Source organism: Mycobacterium sp. M23085, assembly GCF_045343915.1.
Taxonomy (GTDB): domain Bacteria; phylum Actinomycetota; class Actinomycetes; order Mycobacteriales; family Mycobacteriaceae; genus Mycobacterium.
In genome coordinates this window covers 2,533,046-2,552,226 of the sequence record NZ_CP174280.1, presented here as the reverse complement: position 1 = coordinate 2,552,226, position 19,181 = coordinate 2,533,046, and the positions used below count along the sequence as shown (strand labels likewise).

Below are 19,181 nucleotides of genomic sequence, written 5' to 3'. Positions count from 1 at the left end.
ATAAGCGAAGTCTAAGAGCATGTTCGGGTGGATGGGTGGAGGCAGACGCAATTGACGACGCCCAAACCAAGTCTGCATATCCTGAATCCGTGCAGGGCGACGGTGACGGTTGGGTGATCTCCGCCAGCGGCGCCCATTACTGGGGCCGGTTCGGCGCGGCGGGTTTGCTGGTGCGGGCCCCGCAACCCGACGGCACGCCCGCGGTGCTGCTGCAGCATCGGGCGGTGTGGAGTCACCAGGGCGGCACCTGGGGGCTGCCGGGCGGCGCCCGGGACAGCCACGAAACCCCGGAGGAGACGGCCGTCCGCGAGGCGAACGAAGAGGCCGGCCTGCTGGGTGAGCGGCTCGCCGTGCGCGCGACCGTGGTCACGGCCGAGGTTGCCGGGATAGCGGGCACCCGGTGGAGCTACACCACCGTCGTCGCCGACGCCGATGAGTTGCTGCACACCGTGCCCAACCGGGAAAGCGCCGAGATGCGCTGGGTCCCCGAACACGCGGTGGCCGACTTGCCGCTGCATCCCGGTTTCGCGGCCAGCTGGCAGCGGCTGCGTACCGCGACGGCGGTGTTGCCGCTGGACGACGACGACGAGCGGCGGCGATACCTGCCGCGCACCATTGAGATCGAGGCCGGCGTCTTCGTCTGGTGCATGCCCGGGAACGCCGATCAGGCGCCTTCGCAGCTGACCCGCCGGATCAGCTCGCTGCTGCCAGCGCCGAACTGAGCCGCGCGGCCGCGGCGCGCGGGTCCGCGGCGGCGGTGATCGCCCGCACCACCACGATGCGCCGGGCGCCGGCGTCGAGCACCTCGGGCAGCCGCCGCTCGTCGATGCCGCCGATCGCGAACCACGGTTTGCCGATTCCGAGTTCGGTGGCGGCCCGCACCAGCCCCAGGCCCGGCGCCGGCCGGCCCGGCTTGGTGGGTGTGGGCCAACAGGGGCCGACGCAGAAATAGTCGACGGGGCTGACGGCGGCGGCGGCCGCCTGGTCGAGGTCATGGCTGGAGAGCCCGAGCAGCACGTCCGCCCCGGCGATGTCTCGCGCGACGGCCGGCGGCAGGTCGCCCTGCCCGAGGTGCAGCACGTCGGCGCCGGCCGCCCGGGCGATGTCGGCGCGGTCGTTGACGGCGAACAGGGCGCCGTGCCGGCGGGCCGCTTCGGCCAGGATCCGGCACGCCGCCAGCTCATCGCGCGCCTCCAGCGGGCCGAACCGCTGCTCACCGGCCGATCCCTTGTCGCGCAGCTGGATGATGTCGACGCCGCCGGCCAGGGCGGCGTCGGCGAACTCGGCCAGATCGCCGCGCTCACGGCGCGCGTCGGTGCACAGATACAGGCGCGCGGCGGCCAGAGCGGAAAGTCGTCTATCAATGGGACGCTGCACACCGAGACGCTAGCGCGCTAGCGTGGAGCCGAAGAGAACTACCAGACACGGGAGTCCCGGGTGGTCGGCTGACTGCGGGGCTGAGAGTGGGCACAGCCGGGGCCGCCCGGACCTGCCCTTACCGTCACACCTGATCCGGGTCATGCCGGCGAAGGGAGCTGAGAATGACCGGGATGCCCTCGGGACCCCCGCCGGGGTGCCTGGCCGTCGTCGGTGGAGGTGTCATCGGGCTCGCGGTCGCGCGCCGCGCGGCGCAGGCCGGGTGGTCGGTGCGGGTGCACCGCAGCGACCACAAGGGCGCATCCTGGGTCGCCGGCGGCATGTTGGCGCCGCACAGCGAGGGCTGGCCCGGCGAAGAGCGGTTGCTGCGGCTGGGCCTGGAATCGCTGCGGCTGTGGCGCGAGGGCGGTTTCCTGGACGGCCTGCCGCCCGAGGTGGTCACCGCCCGCGAGTCGCTGGTGGTGGCCGTCGACCGCGCCGATGTCGCGGACCTGCGCACCGTCGCGGAATGGTTGTCCGCCCAAGGGCATCCGGTGGTCTGGGAGTCCGCCGCGCGGGACGTCGAACCGCTGCTGGCGCAGGGCATCCGGCATGGCTTTCGGGCGCCCACCGAACTGGCCGTGGACAACCGGGCGGTGCTGGACGCGCTGAGCGCGGAATGTGAGCGTCTCGGAGTGTCGTGGGCGCCGCCGGTGTGCGACGTGTCGCGCGTCGACGCCGATGCGGTGGTGATCGCCAACGGCATCGATGCGCCGGCGTTGTGGCCCGGCCTGCCGGTACGGCCGGTGAAGGGCGAAGTGCTGCGCCTGCGGTGGCGCAAGGGTTGTATGCCGTTGCCGCAGCGGGTTGTTCGCGCCCGCGTGCACGGACGCCAGGTGTATCTGGTGCCCCGCTCCGACGGCGTGGTCGTCGGCGCCACCCAGTACGAACACGGGCGCGACACCGCCCCGGTCGTGTCGGGGGTGCGCGACCTGCTGGATGACGCCTGCGCGGTGCTGCCGGCGCTGGGCGAGTACGAGCTGGCCGAATGCGCCGCCGGGCTGCGCCCGATGACACCCGATAATCTGCCGTTGGTGCATCGCCTGGACGCGCGGACGCTGGTCGCCGCCGGCCACGGCCGGTCGGGATTCCTGCTGGCGCCGTGGACGGCAGAACAGATCGTTTCCGAACTGGCCCCGGTGGGAGCACGCCGATGATCGTCGTAGTCAACGAGCAAAAGGTCGAGGTCGACGCGCACACCACCGTCGCCGCGCTGCTGACTTCGCTGGGTTTCCCGGACCGCGGCGTGGCGGTGGCGATGGACGACGCGGTGCTACCCCGATCTCATTGGACAACAGAGCTTTTCGACGGCGCCAAGCTCGAGATAGTGACGGCGGTGCAAGGTGGCTAGATCCGAATTGTCCCCTTCCTCTGCGGGCCATCCTGACCCGCATCGTCAGGAGACGGAAGCAAAACTGACTATCGGAGACCGCAGCTTCGCGTCGCGGCTCATCATGGGCACCGGGGGAGCGAGCAATCTCGCGGTGCTCGAAGAGGCGCTGGTGTCCTCGGGCACGGAACTGACCACCGTCGCCATCCGCCGGGTCGACGCCGAAGGCGGTACCGGACTGCTCGATCTGCTCAACCGGCTGGGCATCACGCCGCTACCCAACACCGCGGGGTGCCGCGGCGCGGCCGAGGCGGTGCTCACCGCGCAGTTGGCGCGCGAGGCGCTGAACACCAACTGGATCAAGCTGGAGGTGATCGCCGACGAGCGGACGCTGCTGCCCGACGCCGTCGAATTGGTGCGAGCCGCAGAGCAATTGGTCGATGACGGATTCGTCGTGCTGCCGTACACGAACGACGATCCGGTGCTGGCCCGCCGGCTCGAGGACGCCGGGTGCGCGGCGGTCATGCCGCTGGGTTCGCCGATCGGCACCGGTCTGGGCATCACCAATCCGCACAACATCGAGATGATCGTCGCCCGGGCCGGTGTTCCGGTGGTGCTCGACGCCGGCATCGGAACCGCCAGCGACGCCGCGCTGGCGATGGAATTGGGTTGCGACGCCGTGCTGTTGGCGACCGCGGTGACCCGGGCGGCCGATCCGGCAGCCATGGCCGCCGCGATGGCCGCCGCGGTCACCGCCGGCTACCTGGCGCGGCGCGCCGGACGCATCCCGAAGCGGTTCTGGGCGCAGGCGTCGAGCCCGCAACGATGAGTCGTTATGTCGCCCTGGGTAGTTCGATGGCCGCCGGGCCAGGTATCCGGCCCCGGGCCGCGGGCGCACCGCGATGGTCGGGCCGATCCGCACGCAATTACGCGCACCTGGTAGCGCAGCGGTACCGGCATGACCTGGTCGACGTCACCTTCTCCGGGGCGACCACCGCGCACGTGCTCACGGAGCGCCAACACGGCGCGCCCCCGCAGATCGCCGCGCTGGACGGCACCGAGAGCTTGATCACGGTCACCATCGGCGGCAATGACGTCGGCTACATTCCGCTGTTGATGGCCGCGTCGCTGCCGCACCCGCTGCGTCGCCTGCCGCTGCTGGGGGATCGCATCCGCGAACTGCTGGACCGCGAAGCGCGGGATCGGGCCCTGGACGCGGTGTTTGAATCGCTGTGCGCGGTCGGCCGTGCCATGCGTCAGCGATCGGTGCGGGCGCGGATCTTCTTCGTCGACTATCTGACGGTGCTGCCCCCGCCGGGCGTGCCGGCCGCGCCGCTGTCGCCCGCGGATGCGGACCTGGGCCGGCATGTGGCCGCCACGCTGGAGACGATGACGGCCGACGCCGCCGCGGCGACCGGTTGCGAAATCATCCGCGCCGGCGCGGCGGGTTGCGAACATCATGCATGGTCGGCGAAGCCGTGGACGACGCTGCCGGCCCGCTTCGGTGTCCCACTGCCGGGACGCCCCGCTCCGTTACACCCGAACGCCGCCGGGATGCGTGCGGTGGCCGACCTGATTGCAGCTCAGCTGTAGACGTCGGCCGTTCGCGGCGCCCTGCGGTTGATTTCACCAGATCGGTTGCGGCACAGCAGCAGACTCACCCGTTGGCGCGCCACCACTGGTAGAGCGCCGCGACGTCGGTGTTGGACGCGCGCAGGTAACTCAGCATGTTGTTGGCGTCCGTGGTCCAGATGATCTCGGCGCCGTTTTGGTAGGTGCCGCACGCCGCCTGCCCGGCGCTGGCGGCTGAACCGTCCTTGTGCCAGCTGGACGGCGACTGGCCGGCGTCCCCGCACGGGGCCAGCACGTCCTCCTTGATGGTGGCCTTGAACGAGGTGGCCAGGTTCTCGGCGTTGGTGAACAGCACGTACTTGGCCTGCACCGGGCCGCGCGGGTCGGGGCTCTGCCCGCAGGTGAGCACCGCCAGTTGTGTGCTGCGGTCGATGTTCTGGGCGGTGCAGTTGTTCAGGCCGTACCCCTTCGACAGCGAGCCCGCAAGCGTGTTGATATCCGACGCGTTCCCGGTGGTGGCCGGATCCGCGCTCGCCGGGCCGCCGCCCGCTAAGGCCAAACCGCCGGTGAGCACCGTTGCCGCCGCCGCCCTCAGCGCGTTGCTGAAATCCCACATGAATCGCTCCTTGACGACCGCTTCTCAACACGGATGGTAGGGCTATGTCGGGGTAAAGCAACATGTTCCGCCGGCAATTGTCTGGGTGGGCAGTCTTCCCCGGCTCAATCCGCAGACGAGCAGGAAAATGATGGTGACGTGGCGCTCGCCGCACACCAGCGCGAAATATGTTGAGCTCGGCCTTGATCCCGACTTTCGGTGCACGCGATGATGTCGCCGGCGCGCTGCGTCCGGCACGGCCTGAATGTGATCTAGTCATTGCTAGTGCCGATCAGACTCCCCTCGGGTAGGGTTAGCACCGCTTGCCGTCAGCTAACTTCTCTTGACTGGAGAATTCATGACACAACCCCCTCCGCCGCCCGGTTATCCGCCTCCCGGCTACCCGCCGCAGCAGCCGGCCGGTCAAGCGCCGAATAACTATCTGGTGTGGTCGATTTTGGCGACCCTGTTCTGCTGTCTTCCCTTCGGAATCGTGGCGATCGTCAAGTCGAGCCAGGTCAACGGGTTGTGGGCGCAGGGCCGCTACGCCGAGGCGCAAGCGTCGGCTGAGAGCGCCAAGAGGTGGGTGATCTGGTCGGTGGTCATCGGCGTCGTCGTGGGTGTCATTTACGGCATTCTGATGGCGGTCGGTGCGCTGAACACGAACACCAACGCGGCAGTCGCCGCGATGTTTTAAAGTCCGATCATGGAAACCCGCTGGGGGGCGGCGCAGGCGGATCTCGGTGCGCCACTGGTGGTGGCCGCATCCGCGACGCTGATGTGCGTCGTCATCTGTGCGGCTGATCCGACCACCCCCAACGGTCCGCTGCCGGTGTGCCCCACCAAGGCGTTGTTGGGCATCGACTGTCCCGGATGCGGCAGCTTGCGCATGCTGTATTCGCTGTTGCACGGCAATCTGTTGGCGGCCGCCAGGTTCAACGCCTTGGGCCTGGCGGCTGTCGTGCTGTTGGTGTGGGCCTACGTGTCCTGGACCTACGGACGCCTGGTGGGTCGGCGGATTCGCAGCTGGCAACACCGGCGCTGGGCCGCGGCCGTGACGCTGTCGCTGGTGCTGGCCTGGTTCGTGATGCGCAACATCCCCGTTGCGCCCTTCACCGCGCTGCATGTCTGACACCGCCGTGTCCTGAACCGGGCCGCCGGGGCCGCGGTCTAACCTGGGGCGCGATGGTGAACAAATCCACGACGATCCCGGTGTTGCTCGCCGTGATCGCCCTGACCGCATTCTCGACCGGCTGCTTGCATCGGTCGTCTGACAAGCAAACCCTCCCTGCGGGTGACTTTGCCTCCGCGTTGCGCGGCAAGGTGACCACCGACGCGATGATGGCGCACCTGTCCAAGTTGCAAGACATCGCCAACGCCAACAACGGAACCAGGGCAGTGGGTACACCGGGATACGAGGCCAGCGTCGACTACGTGGTAAATGTGTTGCGCGGCAGCGGCTTTGACGTACAGACCCCCGAATTCTCGGCTAAAGTGTTTCACGCCGACAAGCCGGAACTCACCGTCGGCGGCAAGGCGGTGGAGGCGCGCGCGCTGGACTTCAGCCTGGGCACCGGTCCAGACGGGGTGAGCGGGCCGCTGGTCACCGCGCCGGCGAACAACCTCGGCTGCGCGGCCTCCGACTACGCCAACCTGCCGTTGCACGGCGCCGTGGTGATGGTCGACCGTGGCACCTGCCCGTTCGCTCAGAAGGAGGACGCCGCGGCGCAACGCGGCGCCGTGGCGATGATCATCGCCGACAACGTCGACGAACAACAGATGGGCGGCACGCTGGGGCCGACCACCGAGGTGAAGATTCCGGTGCTGAGCGTGACCCGATCGGTGGGCGTGCAGCTGCGGGACCAACCGGGGCCCACCACGATCAAGCTCACTGCCAGCGCCCAAAACCTTCGGGCCCGCAACGTGATTGCGCAGACCAAAACCGGGTCGGCGACCGACGTGGTGATGGCGGGAGCGCACCTGGACAGCGTGCCTGAGGGGCCCGGTATCAATGACAACGGATCGGGGGTGGCCGCCGTGTTGGAAACCGCCACGCGACTGGGGAGTTCGCCGTCGGTGCACAACGCGGTGCGGTTCGGCTTCTGGGGCGCCGAGGAACTCGGGCTGATCGGGTCGCGCAACTACGTCGAGTCGCTGGATTTGACGGCGCTGAAAAACATTGCGCTGTACCTCAACTTCGACATGCTCGCGTCGCCGAATCCCGGCTACTTCACCTACGACGGCGACCAGTCGTTGCCGATGGACGCTCGCGGCCAGGCGGTGGTTCCCGAGGGTTCGGCGGGCATCGAGCGGACGCTGGTGGCCTACCTGAAGTCGGCGGGAAAGACCGCGCAGGACACCTCGTTCGACGGCCGGTCCGACTACGACGGGTTCACCTTGGCCGGGATCCCCGCGGGTGGCCTGTTCTCGGGCGCAGAGGGCAAGATGACCGCCGACCAGGCCAAGTTGTGGGGCGGAACCGCCGACCAACCGTTTGACCCCAACTATCACCAGAAAACCGACACGCTCGACCACATCGACCGCACCGCGCTGGGAATCAACGGCGGCGGCGTGGCTTACGCGATCGGCCTGTACGCCCAAGACCTGGGCGGCCATAACGGCGTCCCCGTCATGGCGGACCGCACCCGGCACGTGCTGAACAAGTCATGATCTCCCGGCTGGGCGCGACTCTGCTGGTGGTCGCCGTGGTGGCCGGTTGCTCGTCGACGCGGCCGGCGGTGCCGACGGCGACACCGGACCTCGGGCACGGTTTGGCCAAGAAGGTGAACGTGCAGGGCATGCTGACGCACCTGCGTGCCCTGCAGAACATCGCCAACGCCAACGGCGGTAACCGCGCGGACGGAACACCGGGCTTCAACGCCAGCGTGGACTACGTTGCCAAATCCCTGCACGACAAGGGTTTCGACGTACAGACACCGCAGTTCGACCGGCTGTACACCGTGTCGTTGGGTAAGCCGGCGGTGACCATCGCCGGCCGCGCCTATCCCGTCGACCAGGCCTCGCTGCTGGTTCAGACGCCGCCCGGCGGACTGACCGGGCAGCCGGTCCGGCCGACGCAGCCGTCGGGTTGCACTCCCAACGATTACCCGGCAGTGGTGCCCAAGGGCGCCATCGCCGTCGTCGACGACGCGCACTGTTCGGTGGTCGACAAACAGAACAGCGCCGTGGCCAAGGGCGCGAGTGCGGTGATCGTGCTGAATTCGCCCACCGGGCGGGGGGCTCCGCCCACGCTGTTCACCACCGGCTACTTCAAGCAGCTGACGGTGCCGGTCGCCGTGCTGGGTCCCTACGGTGCGGCCGCACTGGCGGGTTCCACCGCACCGATACGTCTGGTGCTGGATGCGCAGAACGTCAAGATCACTTCCCGAAACGTGTTGGCGCAGACCAAGACCGGATCGGCCCACGACGTCGTCGTGGTGGGTGCGAAGCTGGACGGCTCGCGCGCCGGACCCGGGATCAACGACGACGGCTCCGGGGTGGCGGCCGTCCTGGAGACGGCGCTGCAACTGGGGCCGCTGGCTCCGGTGAACAACGCGGTGCGGTTCGTGTTCTGGGGGGCCGATGAGGACGGGCGCAACGGCGTCCTGGACTACGTGTTCGGCATGGGCCGCGACCAACTCAACGACATCGCGCTGTACTTGAACTTCACCATGCTGGGTTCACCCAACGCCGGATTCTTCACCGACGACGGCGATCAGTCGGGTCCGCCCGGGCCCGGTGTCTCGCCCGCGGACGTGCCCGAAGGCTCGGCCGGCATCGAACGCACCCTGTCCGGCTACCTGAACCTCGCCGGAAAGCGGCCCGCGGACATGCCGTTGGACACCCGGGCCGACTACCACCCCTTCCTGATCGCGGGCGTGCCCGTCGGCGGCATGACCACCGGATCCGCACAGCCGAAAACCCCCGTGCAGACCCGGCTATGGGGCGGCCAGGCCGGCGTGCCGTTCGACCCGAACTTCCAGAGCCCGCGCGACACCGTCGACAACATCAACCGGGAGGCGCTGGCGGTGATGGGTTCTGGCGTCGGATTCGCCGTCGGCAGCTACGCCGAGTCCATCGGTGGTGTCAACGGTGTGCCGCCGCACAACAAGCGGCATCGCAGCCGGGTGCCGTAGCGGCGCGGCTTGTCGGCCGAACCATCAACGAGCTCAACCTATCTCGGCGAGCCGGGGAATCACCTCGTCGCCCAGCCGGCGAACGAATCCGACCGGATCCGGATTGCCGGGCATCGGGCCGATGTTGATCATCTCGACACCGAGAGCGGCGCAGCGTTCGACCGTCCTCAAGAATTCATCGGTGTCGTCGAAGGGGTCGGTGCCGGCCAGGCCGCCAAACGTCTTGCGGACAGCGCCGGGATCCCTGCCCACTGCGTCGCAGTGCCGGTTGAGCACGTCGATCTTGTGCTCGAGCTCCGCGACGTCATTGGACATGCTGTTCCAGATGTCGGCGTACTGCGCGACCAGGCGCAGCGTCTTCTTCTCGCCGTCGCCGCCGATCAGGATCGGGGGTCGGCGAATCGGTTGCGGCACACAGATAGTCTCGTTCAGCTGGTAGTGCGTGCCGGTGTAGGCCCCGTTGTCCGCACTCCACATCTGCCGGCAGACCTGCAGCGTCTCTTCCAGCATCTCGAAGCGGGTGCGCAGCGGTGGATACGGAATGCCCAGCGCGGTGTGCTCGCGTTCATACCACGCCGCGCCCAAACCCAACACCGACCGGCCCTGCGACAACACGTCGAGGGTGGTGACCGCCTTGGCCAGCAAACCGGGATAGCGATAGGTGACGCCGGTGACCAGCAGGCCCAGGTCGATGGTGGTGGTCTGGGCGGCCAGAAAGCCCAGTGACGTGTAGCCCTCGAGGAACGGATTGTCTGCGGGCGCAAGCTGTTCCATCTGGAACAAGTGGTCGGCAAGTGTGAACAGCGTCGCGCCGCCCTGCTCGGCCGCCTTGGCCGCGTCGGCCAGCGTCGGGCCCAGCCTGCTCGGGTCTCCCGGCAGAAAGTCGATGAAGTGCAGTCCTAATTCCATTCCGACACTTGTCCTTTCATTGTTCGGTCAGGCGCTCGAGCAGTGCTAACGCGTCGACGATGACGGTCCGCTCGGCTTCGGTATAGCGCTCCTGGATGGTGCGGGCCAGCCACTCCTCGCGGGCGCGACGGTCGCTTTCGGCGCGTCTTTTCCCGGCCGGGGTCAGCGAGACCACTTGGCGCCGGCCGTCGTTCGGGTCCGGCGCGCGCTCGACGAGCCCGCGCTGGCCCAGCGCGGCCAGGATGGTGGCCATCGACTGGGGGCGTACCTGTTCCGCGGCGGCCAACGCGCTGGCCGACGACGGCCCTTCCTTCCAGAGCCGGGTGAGCACGGCCGTCTGCGACGGTGTCAGACCGTCGACCGCGATGTCCTTCAACCGGCGCCGTAGCCGGCTGAACACCACCCGGATATCGCGTGCCGCCGCTACCGCGGAGTCGCTGATGCCATCCACCACACCACTCTAAATTAGACAGCTAAAACTGTCCAGTCCAAACTGTCTAATTCCGCCCGAGCAGCTGCAGTGCCGCATCGACGGCCAACGCGGGCACGTTCAACGTCTTGGAGCGCAGATCGTGTCGTGCGCTGGCGATCTCGACGACGGCGGTCGTCCCGGTGATCAACGCGGCGGCGGCACGCAGTTCGTCGGGCGTGCCGAAGGGGTCCGATGTGCCGTGGGTGAACACCGTCGGCACGGTGATGTCGGGCAGGTGCTCGGTGCGGGCGCGTTCAGGCTTCCCCGGCGGATGCACCGGATAGGAGAACAGCGTCAGCACGTCCACCGCAGCCTGCCGGGCCGCGACCACCATGGACGTCTGCCGGCCGCCGTAGGAATGCCCTCCGGCGATCAGCGGGCCGTCGGCAAGGCCGCGGCACAACGCAATCGCCTCGGCGATGCCGGCCCGATCGGTGGCGGCCGAACCCGAGGGCGGGCCGCTGGGCCGACGCCGGCGGTAGGGCAGGTTGTACCGCACCGCCAGCCAGCCACGCTGTGCCCATTCGTCGCAAACCTGTTGCAACAGAATGGAATCCCGGTTGCCACCGGCGCCGTGAGTCAACACCACCACACCCTCGGGGTCACCGACGGGTTCGTGCGCGACGCCCGCGATCTGATCGAGATTCATGACAGCCGAAACAGTGGTGAGACGGGGCCGTGGCCATGGCCCAGCGGGTATGCGGCGCGCAGACATTCGGTCACCCATCGCTTGCCGAACGCGACGGCGTCGGGCACCGTGTAGCCGTGCGCCAGGGCGCACGCCACCGCGCTGGCCAGCGTGTCACCACCGCCGTGGTCGTTGCCGGTGGCCACCCGCTGCGCGTCGAACTCGTGGAAGTCGGCGCCGTCGTAGAGCAGGTCGCAGCTGCGATCCGATGACCGCAGGTGACCGCCCTTGATCAGAACCCACCGCGAGCCCAGCGCATGCAGGGCCTTGGCCGCCGACCGCTGCGACTCGGCGTCCACTACCTCGATACCGACCAGCAGGCGCACCTCGTCGAGATTGGGCGTCACCAGCGTCGCCAACGGAAACAATTGGCCACGAAGCGAATCCAGCGCCGCAGGAGCCATCAGCGGATCGCCGTGCATGGACGCCGCCACCGGGTCGACCACGAGCGGAACCGTCAGCCCGAGCCGGCGCCAGGTGGCGGCCACGGTGTCGATGACGCGCGGCGACGCCAGCATCCCGGTCTTGGCGGATTGGATGCCGATGTCACCGGCCACGGCCTCGATCTGTCCGGACACGACGTCGCCGGGTACCTCGTGAAAGCTCTGCACTCCCAATGTGTTCTGCACGGTCACGGCGGTGACCGCGACGCAGGCGTGCACCCCCAGCAGCGCCATGGTGCGCAGGTCGGCTTCGATGCCCGCGCCGCCCCCGGAGTCCGATCCGGCAATGGACAGCACCCGCCGCGGCGTGGTGCCCGGCGTGGGCAGCGGCAGGAATGTCACCGGTTCAGCTGGCGGTTACCCGGCTCCCGCTCGGCCGCGCTTGCGATCACTGCTGGGCCAGCGGTAGGTACACCCGGTTGCCGTGCTCGGCGAACTCGCGCGACTTCTCCGCCATGCCCTCGGACATGGCGGCCTCGATCGCTTCCTCGCTGTCCAGGCCATGTTCGGCGGCGTAGTCGCGGACGTCCTGGGTGATGCGCATCGAGCAGAACTTCGGCCCGCACATCGAGCAGAAGTGCGCGGTCTTGGCGGGTTCGGCCGGCAGCGTCTCGTCGTGGTATTCCCGGGCGGTGTCCGGGTCGAGCGACAGCGCGAACTGGTCGTTCCAGCGGAACTCGAACCGGGCCGTCGACAGCGCGTTGTCGCGCTCTTGCGCATGCGGATGCCCCTTGGCCAAATCGCCCGCGTGCGCGGCGATCTTGTAGGCGATCACCCCGTCCTTGACGTCCTTGCGGTCCGGCAGCCCCAGGTGTTCCTTAGGGGTGACGTAACAGAGCATCGCGGTGCCGGCCTGGGCGATGATGGCCGCGCCGATCGCCGAGGTGATGTGGTCGTAGGCCGGGGCGATGTCGGTGGCCAGCGGGCCCAGCGTGTAGAACGGGGCCTCCTCGCACCACTCCTCTTCCAGCCGCACGTTCTCCACGATCTTGTGCATCGGGACGTGGCCCGGGCCCTCGATCATCACCTGCACGCCATGGGATTTCGCGATTTTCGTCAGTTCGCCCAGGGTGCGCAGCTCGGCGAACTGCGCGGCGTCGTTGGCGTCGGCGATGGAGCCCGGCCGCAGGCCGTCGCCGAGGGAGAAGGTGACGTCGTAGCGGGCGAAGATCTCGCAGAGCTCGTCGAAGTTGGTGTACAGGAACGACTCTCGGTGATGCGCCAGGCACCAGGCCGCCATGATCGAGCCGCCGCGCGAGACGATGCCGGTGACCCGCTTGGCGGTCAGCGGCACGTAGCGCAGCAGCACGCCGGCGTGCACGGTCATGTAGTCCACACCCTGCTCGCACTGCTCGATCACGGTGTCGCGGTAGAGCTCCCAGGTCAGCTCGGTCGGATCGCCCTTCGTCTTTTCCAGCGCCTGGTAGATGGGCACGGTGCCGACCGGCACCGGGGAGTTGCGCAGGATCCATTCACGGGTTTCGTGGATGTTCTTGCCGGTGGACAGGTCCATGATGGTGTCGGCGCCCCATCGGGTGGCCCACACCATCTTGTCGACCTCCTCGGCGATCGAGGACGTCACCGCCGAGTTGCCGATATTTGCGTTCACCTTGGTTGCAAATGCCTTGCCGATGATCATCGGCTCGATCTCGGGGTGGTTGTGGTTGGCCGGGATCACCGCCCGGCCCCGCGCCACCTCGTCGCGGACCAATTCGGCGGGCATGCCCTCGCGGGCGGCGATAAACGCCATCTCGGCGGTGATCTCGCCGGCGCGGGCGCGCTGCAGCTGGGTGCCGCGGTCGCGGACCACGCCGGGCCGCGGCGACAACCCGGCCGTCAGATCGATCGTCGCGGCCGGATCGGTGTAGGGCCCCGAGGTGTCGTACAGGTCGAAGTCGTCGCCGGTGGACAGGTGCACCCGCCGCAGCGGCACCCGCAGGGTCACTCCGTCCGGACCCTCGATCTCGCGGTAGGCCTTGCTGCTGCCCGCGATCGGGCCGGTGGTCACCGCCGGCTCAACGCTGTGCGACGCGGCACCCGGCGCGGTTCCGGAAAGGACATCAGTCATTTTTCTCTCCCTACGCCGGCATTACCCGGTCAGGTTCGTACGGTCGACGGCCCCGAGCCGTCCTCTCAGCGCACTCGGCGTGCGCTCCCGCGTATGGATGGGTCCGCACGCGACGTTACCCCGACCCCGGACCAAGTGACATGGTTGACGGCCTTTTCGCCCGGGACGGTAGCCGAGCGCATTCCCGTAGTGGAAAAATGCAAACGTGCAACAGGGCGGGCGAACAGGGGAATCGTCATCCAATGGTGGCGGCGCCCGATCTTCCGAGCCGATGCAACCGGCTCCCGGGTATCTGAACATCGGCGCATTCCGTTTTTGGTTCGTCGGGCAACGCTGGGAATGGTCCGACGAAGTGGCCAGGATGCACGGCTACGAACCGGGAGCGGTCGAGCCGACGACCGAACTGCTGTTGTCGCACAAGCACCCCGACGACCGTGCGCACGTCCAGGAACTGCTCGACCACGCCCTGCAGTCCGAGGAGTCGTTCTCCAGCCGGCACCGGTTCATCGACACCCAGGGCGCGGTGCACGACGCGATCGTTCTCGCCGACCGGATGCTGGACGAGTCGGGCGCCGTGCTGGGCACCGAGGGCTACTACATCGACCTGACCGACACCTTCGACGAAACCCGCCAAGAGGTGCTGGACGCGGCGCTGCCGGACCTCTTCGAGAGCCGCGCGGCCATCGAACAGGCCAAGGGCGTGTTGATGTACGTGTATCGGGTCAGCGCCGAGCAGGCGTTCCGGGTGCTGCAGTGGCGGTCGCAGGAAACCAACGTGAAACTGCGTGCGCTGGCCAAGCAGCTGCTCACCGAAGTGGCCACCCAGCCGGCACCGCTGGCCGCTCTGCAGGGTCAGTTCGACCATTTGCTGCTCACCGTGCACGAGCGGATTCCCGCCGAGCCCACTGGGTAAGCTCGAATCGGGAAACGAGCAGTTCGGGTAGGGGTTAATCTCTCAGGGTCTGCGATGCGCGACCGCGCATCCCCGCCGCGTCTTCGGGCTTAGCGGCTGCAGATCTGAACGTAGGCTGCGGCGAAAGGCATGAAGTTGTTGGCGGTCGAACACGAGGCCCACGACGACGCGGTGATTGTGAGTGTCAAAGGCGATGTCGACTCCAGTACCGTCGGTGAGCTCGCCGCTCATCTGACCAGTGCGCTCGGGCTGGCGTCGACGCAGCCGGTGCGTCCGGTGGTGATCGACTTGCTGGCTGTTGATTTCTTCGGCAGCGCGGCGCTGAACGCGATGCTCGACTGCCATGAGGACGCCAAAGCCGGCGGAACGTCGGTTCGTTTGGTCGCCGACCACGACCAGGTGCTGCGGCCGATCCAGGTCACCGAGTTGGACCGGATCTTCGACATCTACCCGACGCTGTCCGCCGCAGTACATCGACGACGACAGCAATGAACTCGCGACTGCCGGCTGACCTGGCCGCTGCCGTTTCGTTGAGCGGTGAGATGGGCCGGCGGTTCGCCGAGTACGACTGGGAAACTCATCCGCTGGGACCGCCGCGGAGCTGGTCCAGTGAGATGCGGGCGGCGGCCGCCACGACCCTGGCGTCGCGGTTCCCGCTGGTGCTGTGGCTGGGCGCCGAGGACCTGTTCGTGGTGTACAACGACGCCTACATCGAGATCCTCGGCGATAAGCACCCCCGCTCCCTGGGCCAGCGCGGCCGCGACGTCTGGTGGGACATCTGGGATTCGATCGCCCCGATGCTCGCCGGTGTGATGTCGACCGGTGAGGCGACCTGGTCGCGAGACCTGATGCTGCCGATGGTGACCGCCGGGCGGCGCGTCGAGCGGTACTTCACCTTCACCTACAGCCCGCTGATGGGCGCCGACGGCAGGCCTTTCGGCATCTTCTGCCCGTCCTACGAGACCACCGAGCGGGTGCTGAGCGAGCGCCGACTGCACCTGCTCAACACGGTCGCCTCCGCCATAGTCGAGAGCCGCAGCATCGACGACGCGGTCGGCGTCGCGGTGCGGGTGTGCGCATCGCAGCCCGCCGACCTGTCGTTCATCGCCGTGTATGCCGGCGCCGGCGAGACGGGCGAGATCACGCTGCGCGGCGCGACGCCATCGGTGCGCACACTGCTCCCCGGCGAGTTGGCGCAACTGACCGACTGGGATACGGCGCGGTCCCGCGCCGAGGTCAAGGTCATCGACGACGTCACGGGCGCCATCCCCGGCATCGACGAGGCGCTGGGCGCCGACTGTCCGCAGCAAGCTCTGGTGTTGCCGCTCGGGGAGGCCTCGACCGCCGGAGCGCTGGTGATCGGCGCCAGCCCTCGGCGCCCCCTGGACACGCAGTTTCAGGGCTTCTGCCAGCTGCTGGCCGACCAGTTGACGTCAACGTTCGGCTCGATCGTCTCCTATGAGCAGGAGCGGCACCGTGCCGATGCGCTGGCCGAACTCGACCGGGCCAAGACCGCATTCTTGACCAACGTCAGCCACGAGTTCCGCACCCCGCTGACGCTGCTGCTCGGACCGCTGGACGACGCGCTGTCCGACGCGGCGCCGGAAAGCGTTCTCGCGCAGCGGCTTACCACCGCGGGACGCAACGCGCGGCGTCTGCAGCGCCTGGTCGACTCGCTGCTCGACTTCTCCCGCATCGAGGCCGGCCGTGCCAACGCGAAGTTGGTGTGCACCGACGTCGGCGCGCTCACCGCGCAGATCGCGTCATCGTTCGCCGAGCTGTGCCACCGGGCGGGGCTCGAGCTCGAGCTGGACTGCGCGCCGGCCCTGGCCGACGTGGACCCGGCCATGTGGGAGACCATCGTGCTCAACCTGTTGTCCAATGCGGTCAAATACACTCTGCAGGGCACGATTTCGGTGCGGGTGCGCTCCGAGTCCGAGGACTGTGTGATCTCCGTGCGCGACACCGGGGTCGGGATCGGCGCCGACGATCTCAAGCAGCTGTTCGAGCGCTTCTACCGGGCCGACAACGCTCGTGGCCGCAGCGTCGAGGGCACCGGGATCGGGTTGTCCCTGGCCCGTGGGCTGGTCGAGCTGCACCGCGGCACGGTGCAGATCGACAGCGAATTGGACCGCGGCACAACGGTGACAATCCGGCTGCCGCGGTCGGCCTCGGACGCGGTGGTCGAGCCGTCGCCCGCCGGGCCGGATGAGACCAATCCGTATGTCGCCGAGGCGAGTCAGTGGGTGGCGTCGGCCGCTGAACCGGTCGCCGCCGCAACCGACTCGGCCCGGCAGTTGGTGCTGATCGCCGACGACAACGCCGACATGCGGGCGCACCTGGACCGGGTGCTGTCGCCCCGATGGGACACGGTTCTGGTCGGCGACGGCGAGTCGGCGCTCGCCGCGACCCGGAAGCTGCGCCCGGACGCGATCGTCACCGACGTGATGATGCCGGGGCTGGACGGTTTCGGATTCGTCGCCGCCGTGCGCGCCGATCCGGAATTGGCGGCGACGCCGATCCTGATGTTGTCCGCCCGGGCCGGCGCAGAAGCCGTCAACGAGGGTTACGCCGGCGGCGCCGACGACTACCTGCCCAAGCCGTTTCGGTCTCGGGAGCTGATCGACCGGCTGGCGTCGAGGTTGGCCGCGGTCGGCCGCGAGCGTGACCGGCAGCGTCGCGAGGCGGAGTCGCGCCTGGCCTCTGATCTGGTGCAGTTGGACGCGGCGCTGCAGAGCACCAGCTCGGTCGGCGGGATCCTGGACGCCCTGCTGGGCTCCTCCTTCGGCTCCGGCGATGCGGGCGCGGTCGCGATCGGGGTCGTCGACGGCGAGCATTACCTGCGGTTCGAATACGCCGGCGACTTGCCCGCGGAGTTCCGCGACCGCTACCACGTCGTCGCGCTCGATGCCCCGCTGATCGGTGCCGACGTCGCGCGCACCGGTGAGGCGATGATCGTCACCGACACGTTCGAGCTGCCGCCGCGCTACGAGCACGCCGTGCGGGACAGCGCGGCGAGCATCCGCGCCTGCGTGGCCCACCCGCTGCGGGAGGGCTCCGGCCGCATGCTGGGTGTGCTCGCGTTGCTGTGGCCGTCGCCGCGCCAGTTCGCGCCCGCCGAGCTCGAGGCCTTCGCCCGGATGGCCGAGCTGACGTCCTCGGCCCTGGACCGGGTGCGTCTGATGGCCCGCGAACACGAGATCGCCGTCGACTTCCAGGAGCACCTCCTCGACCTGGACCGCGGCTCCACCGCCGCGGTCGTGTCGGCCGTCTACCAGCCGGCGGGGGAGGCGATGCGGGTCGGCGGAGACTGGTATTCGGTCACCCCGCTGGACCATCCCGGCAGGATCGCGATATCGGTGGGCGATGTGGTCGGACACGGCCTGGCCGCGGCGATCGTGATGAGCAGGCTGCGGGCCGCGGTCGCCGCCTCCGCGCTCACCGCGGGTGAGCCGGACGCGGTGCTGGGCGCGCTGGATCGCTACGCCGCCAGCGTCGACGGCGCGCGCTGCGCGACGGTGGCGTATGCGCAGATCGACACCGAGGCCCGCGGCGGCGCCGCCACCGTCAGCTACAGCTGTGCCGGGCACCCGTACCCGCTGTTGGTGCTGCCCGACGGGGGCGCGGTGTATCTGGACTCGGGGCGGCGCGCCCCCGTATCGGTGACGGGAAACGGCGCCCACGACGCGACGGACCACCCGGCCGGCGCCACCGCGACGGCGGAGCTGCCGGCGGGCGGGTTGATCCTGCTCTACACCGACGGACTCATCGAACGGCCCGGCGAAACGCTGGACGACGGCTTCGACCGGCTGCGGTCGGTCGCGTCGCAGTGCGCCGGGCTGCCGGTGGAACAGATGTGCGCGGAGTTGCTGTCCCGGATGGCCCCGCCGTCCGGCTACCGCGACGACGTGGTGGTGCTCGCGCTGCGACCGAGCCACCTTGCCGCGGCCAGCTTCGCCACCGTGGTGCCGGCGGTACCCGCTCAGATCCCCGTCGCGCGCGAACAGCTGCGGGATTGGCTGAAGACCATCGTCGTCGTGCCGCACCGCGAAACGGACATTCTGCTGGCGACCGGCGAAGCGGTCACCAACGCGATCGAACACGGCAGCCGCAGTGATTCACGCCGGACGGTTTCCATCGAGGGCTTCCTGCATCAGGACGCCGTCGTGATCACCGTCAGCGACACCGGCCAGTGGATCGGCGATTCGTCGGCCAGCTTGCGTAACCGCCGCCGCGGGCGCGGGCTCACCCTGATGAGCGGGTTGGCCGACGACGTCGACACGCGGCGCACCCCGGCCGGCACCCGGGTCACCCTGCGCTTCGAACACGCCGTGGCGGGGAGCTGACCGGCTAGCTCTCCTCCATCGCCTCGCCGAGCTCCTCCAGAAGCTTGTTGTGGTGGTTGCTCGCCAGGAAATGTCCGGCGGCGATGACCAGGGCTACCGGCCAGTCGATGAGTTCGAGGGCCGCCAGGGCGGCCAGCCCGCCGAAGTAGGCCAACTGCTCTGGCCTGGGAATATCCACCTGGCCGACCACCGGCAGGTTCACCGCGAAGGTCTCGCCCTCGCGGATCTTCTCCACCGCCTCCCGCTGGGGAGTACCGCGCCGCGACTTCTTTTCCGCCATCATTTGCCTTTCG

At 68.8% G+C, this 19,181-nt stretch carries 20 protein-coding genes and 2 riboswitches; of the genes, 12 read left to right on the top strand and 8 right to left on the bottom strand.

Features of this window, described 5'->3' with window-relative positions; translation table 11 throughout:
• Positions 1-89 precede the first annotated feature (89 nt).
• Positions 90-722, top strand: coding sequence for an NUDIX hydrolase (locus ACIUM1_RS11680; RefSeq protein ID WP_406817296.1), 633 nt, complete (start codon positions 90-92; stop codon positions 720-722).
• Here the strand turns inward: ACIUM1_RS11680 and thiE are convergent.
• Positions 694-1,365 (bottom strand): thiamine phosphate synthase, encoded by a 672-nt coding sequence (gene thiE / locus ACIUM1_RS11675; protein WP_406817643.1) that lies wholly within the window; start codon positions 1,363-1,365, stop codon positions 694-696. The two genes, ACIUM1_RS11680 and thiE, sit on opposite strands and share 29 nt — an antisense overlap.
• A 49-nt stretch (positions 1,366-1,414) precedes the next feature.
• A riboswitch (TPP riboswitch) is annotated at positions 1,415-1,550 on the top strand.
• Between thiE and thiO the strand changes: the two genes are divergently transcribed.
• From thiO to ACIUM1_RS11655, 4 genes are all read left to right on the top strand, one after another.
• A complete protein-coding gene (gene thiO, locus ACIUM1_RS11670) occupies positions 1,551-2,573 on the top strand; it encodes a glycine oxidase ThiO (RefSeq protein WP_406817642.1) in 1,023 nt (340 codons plus the stop codon).
• The gene (thiS, locus tag ACIUM1_RS11665; RefSeq protein WP_406817295.1) at positions 2,570-2,767 is read left to right on the top strand and encodes a sulfur carrier protein ThiS; all 198 of its coding nucleotides are present in this window, start codon (positions 2,570-2,572) and stop codon (positions 2,765-2,767) included. Before thiO ends, thiS begins: the two co-directional genes overlap by 4 nt.
• 103 nt (positions 2,768-2,870) lie before the next feature.
• The gene (locus ACIUM1_RS11660; RefSeq protein WP_406817294.1) at positions 2,871-3,575 is read left to right on the top strand and encodes a thiazole synthase; all 705 of its coding nucleotides are present in this window, start codon (positions 2,871-2,873) and stop codon (positions 3,573-3,575) included.
• Positions 3,572-4,339 (top strand): SGNH/GDSL hydrolase family protein, encoded by a 768-nt coding sequence (locus ACIUM1_RS11655; protein ID WP_406817293.1) that lies wholly within the window; start codon positions 3,572-3,574, stop codon positions 4,337-4,339. Before ACIUM1_RS11660 ends, ACIUM1_RS11655 begins: the two co-directional genes overlap by 4 nt.
• Positions 4,340-4,403: 64 nt before the next feature.
• Here ACIUM1_RS11655 and ACIUM1_RS11650 read toward each other — a convergent pair whose 3' ends face one another.
• Entirely contained in the window at positions 4,404-4,934 is a 531-nt protein-coding gene (locus ACIUM1_RS11650) for a serine/threonine protein kinase (RefSeq protein WP_406817292.1), read from the bottom strand.
• Positions 4,935-5,271: 337 nt separating this feature from the next.
• On the opposite strand from ACIUM1_RS11650, the gene ACIUM1_RS11645 reads away from it, so the two are divergent.
• The 4 genes from ACIUM1_RS11645 to ACIUM1_RS11630 are packed head-to-tail and all read left to right on the top strand — an operon-like array spanning position 5,272 to position 9,049.
• Entirely contained in the window at positions 5,272-5,610 is a 339-nt protein-coding gene (locus ACIUM1_RS11645; protein WP_406817291.1) for a CD225/dispanin family protein, read from the top strand.
• Between the two features lie 9 nt (positions 5,611-5,619).
• Positions 5,620-6,045 carry a DUF2752 domain-containing protein gene (locus tag ACIUM1_RS11640; protein WP_406817290.1) on the top strand — a complete coding sequence of 142 codons (426 nt, stop codon included), beginning with the start codon at positions 5,620-5,622 and terminating at the stop codon, positions 6,043-6,045.
• 53 nt (positions 6,046-6,098) lie between these two features.
• The gene (locus ACIUM1_RS11635; protein ID WP_406817289.1) at positions 6,099-7,583 is read left to right on the top strand and encodes a M28 family metallopeptidase; all 1,485 of its coding nucleotides are present in this window, start codon (positions 6,099-6,101) and stop codon (positions 7,581-7,583) included.
• The gene (locus ACIUM1_RS11630) at positions 7,580-9,049 is read left to right on the top strand and encodes a M28 family peptidase (RefSeq protein WP_406817288.1); all 1,470 of its coding nucleotides are present in this window, start codon (positions 7,580-7,582) and stop codon (positions 9,047-9,049) included. The genes ACIUM1_RS11635 and ACIUM1_RS11630 overlap by 4 nt, the downstream gene beginning before the upstream one ends.
• Before the next feature lie 33 nt (positions 9,050-9,082).
• Here ACIUM1_RS11630 and ACIUM1_RS11625 read toward each other — a convergent pair whose 3' ends face one another.
• The 5 genes from ACIUM1_RS11625 to thiC form a co-directional block, all read right to left on the bottom strand.
• Positions 9,083-9,958 carry an LLM class F420-dependent oxidoreductase gene (locus ACIUM1_RS11625; RefSeq protein WP_406817287.1) on the bottom strand — a complete coding sequence of 292 codons (876 nt, stop codon included), beginning with the start codon at positions 9,956-9,958 and terminating at the stop codon, positions 9,083-9,085.
• Positions 9,959-9,974: 16 nt separating this feature from the next.
• Positions 9,975-10,409, bottom strand: a complete 435-nt coding sequence (locus tag ACIUM1_RS11620) for a MarR family winged helix-turn-helix transcriptional regulator (protein ID WP_406817286.1) — start codon at positions 10,407-10,409, stop codon at positions 9,975-9,977.
• Positions 10,410-10,455: 46 nt separating this feature from the next.
• Complete coding sequence (locus ACIUM1_RS11615; protein WP_406817285.1) at positions 10,456-11,079, bottom strand: alpha/beta family hydrolase; 624 nt, start codon at positions 11,077-11,079, stop codon at positions 10,456-10,458.
• Positions 11,076-11,903, bottom strand: a complete 828-nt coding sequence (gene thiD / locus ACIUM1_RS11610; protein ID WP_406817284.1) for a bifunctional hydroxymethylpyrimidine kinase/phosphomethylpyrimidine kinase — start codon at positions 11,901-11,903, stop codon at positions 11,076-11,078. The genes ACIUM1_RS11615 and thiD overlap by 4 nt, the downstream gene beginning before the upstream one ends.
• A 46-nt stretch (positions 11,904-11,949) precedes the next feature.
• Positions 11,950-13,629, bottom strand: a complete 1,680-nt coding sequence (thiC, locus tag ACIUM1_RS11605; RefSeq protein ID WP_406817283.1) for a phosphomethylpyrimidine synthase ThiC — start codon at positions 13,627-13,629, stop codon at positions 11,950-11,952.
• Positions 13,620-13,730: riboswitch (TPP riboswitch) on the bottom strand. (Overlaps the previous gene by 10 nt.)
• A gap of 170 nt (positions 13,731-13,900) precedes the next feature.
• On the opposite strand from thiC, the gene ACIUM1_RS11600 reads away from it, so the two are divergent.
• From ACIUM1_RS11600 to ACIUM1_RS11590, 3 genes are all read left to right on the top strand, one after another.
• Positions 13,901-14,542 carry a PAS and ANTAR domain-containing protein gene (locus ACIUM1_RS11600; protein ID WP_406817282.1) on the top strand — a complete coding sequence of 214 codons (642 nt, stop codon included), beginning with the start codon at positions 13,901-13,903 and terminating at the stop codon, positions 14,540-14,542.
• A gap of 129 nt (positions 14,543-14,671) precedes the next feature.
• Positions 14,672-15,034 (top strand): STAS domain-containing protein, encoded by a 363-nt coding sequence (locus ACIUM1_RS11595; RefSeq protein ID WP_406817281.1) that lies wholly within the window; start codon positions 14,672-14,674, stop codon positions 15,032-15,034.
• On the top strand, positions 15,031-18,888 hold the full coding sequence (locus ACIUM1_RS11590) for an ATP-binding protein (protein WP_406817280.1): 3,858 nt from the start codon (positions 15,031-15,033) through the stop codon (positions 18,886-18,888). Before ACIUM1_RS11595 ends, ACIUM1_RS11590 begins: the two co-directional genes overlap by 4 nt.
• Before the next feature lie 4 nt (positions 18,889-18,892).
• Here ACIUM1_RS11590 and ACIUM1_RS11585 read toward each other — a convergent pair whose 3' ends face one another.
• Positions 18,893-19,168 (bottom strand): hypothetical protein, encoded by a 276-nt coding sequence (locus ACIUM1_RS11585; protein WP_406817641.1) that lies wholly within the window; start codon positions 19,166-19,168, stop codon positions 18,893-18,895.
• Positions 19,169-19,181: the final 13 nt, after the last annotated feature.

Bases quoted from the DNA above. Each gene is read 5' to 3' on its own strand.
- thiC (WP_406817283.1), bottom strand. From the start codon at position 13,629: ATGACTGATGTCCTTTCCGGAACCGCGCCGGGTGCCGCGTCGCACAGC.
- ACIUM1_RS11645 (WP_406817291.1), top strand. From the start codon at position 5,272: ATGACACAACCCCCTCCGCCGCCCGGTTATCCGCCTCCCGGCTACCCG.
- ACIUM1_RS11630 (WP_406817288.1), top strand. From the start codon at position 7,580: ATGATCTCCCGGCTGGGCGCGACTCTGCTGGTGGTCGCCGTGGTGGCC.
- ACIUM1_RS11650 (WP_406817292.1), bottom strand. From the start codon at position 4,934: ATGTGGGATTTCAGCAACGCGCTGAGGGCGGCGGCGGCAACGGTGCTC.
- ACIUM1_RS11595 (WP_406817281.1), top strand. From the start codon at position 14,672: ATGAAGTTGTTGGCGGTCGAACACGAGGCCCACGACGACGCGGTGATT.
- ACIUM1_RS11660 (WP_406817294.1), top strand. From the start codon at position 2,871: ATGGGCACCGGGGGAGCGAGCAATCTCGCGGTGCTCGAAGAGGCGCTG.
- ACIUM1_RS11600 (WP_406817282.1), top strand. From the start codon at position 13,901: ATGCAACCGGCTCCCGGGTATCTGAACATCGGCGCATTCCGTTTTTGG.
- ACIUM1_RS11640 (WP_406817290.1), top strand. From the start codon at position 5,620: ATGGAAACCCGCTGGGGGGCGGCGCAGGCGGATCTCGGTGCGCCACTG.
- ACIUM1_RS11585 (WP_406817641.1), bottom strand. From the start codon at position 19,168: ATGGCGGAAAAGAAGTCGCGGCGCGGTACTCCCCAGCGGGAGGCGGTG.
- ACIUM1_RS11635 (WP_406817289.1), top strand. From the start codon at position 6,099: ATGGTGAACAAATCCACGACGATCCCGGTGTTGCTCGCCGTGATCGCC.
- ACIUM1_RS11590 (WP_406817280.1), top strand. From the start codon at position 15,031: ATGAACTCGCGACTGCCGGCTGACCTGGCCGCTGCCGTTTCGTTGAGC.
- ACIUM1_RS11625 (WP_406817287.1), bottom strand. From the start codon at position 9,958: ATGGAATTAGGACTGCACTTCATCGACTTTCTGCCGGGAGACCCGAGC.
- ACIUM1_RS11655 (WP_406817293.1), top strand. From the start codon at position 3,572: ATGAGTCGTTATGTCGCCCTGGGTAGTTCGATGGCCGCCGGGCCAGGT.
- ACIUM1_RS11615 (WP_406817285.1), bottom strand. From the start codon at position 11,079: ATGAATCTCGATCAGATCGCGGGCGTCGCGCACGAACCCGTCGGTGAC.
- thiO (WP_406817642.1), top strand. From the start codon at position 1,551: ATGCCCTCGGGACCCCCGCCGGGGTGCCTGGCCGTCGTCGGTGGAGGT.
- thiS (WP_406817295.1), top strand. From the start codon at position 2,570: ATGATCGTCGTAGTCAACGAGCAAAAGGTCGAGGTCGACGCGCACACC.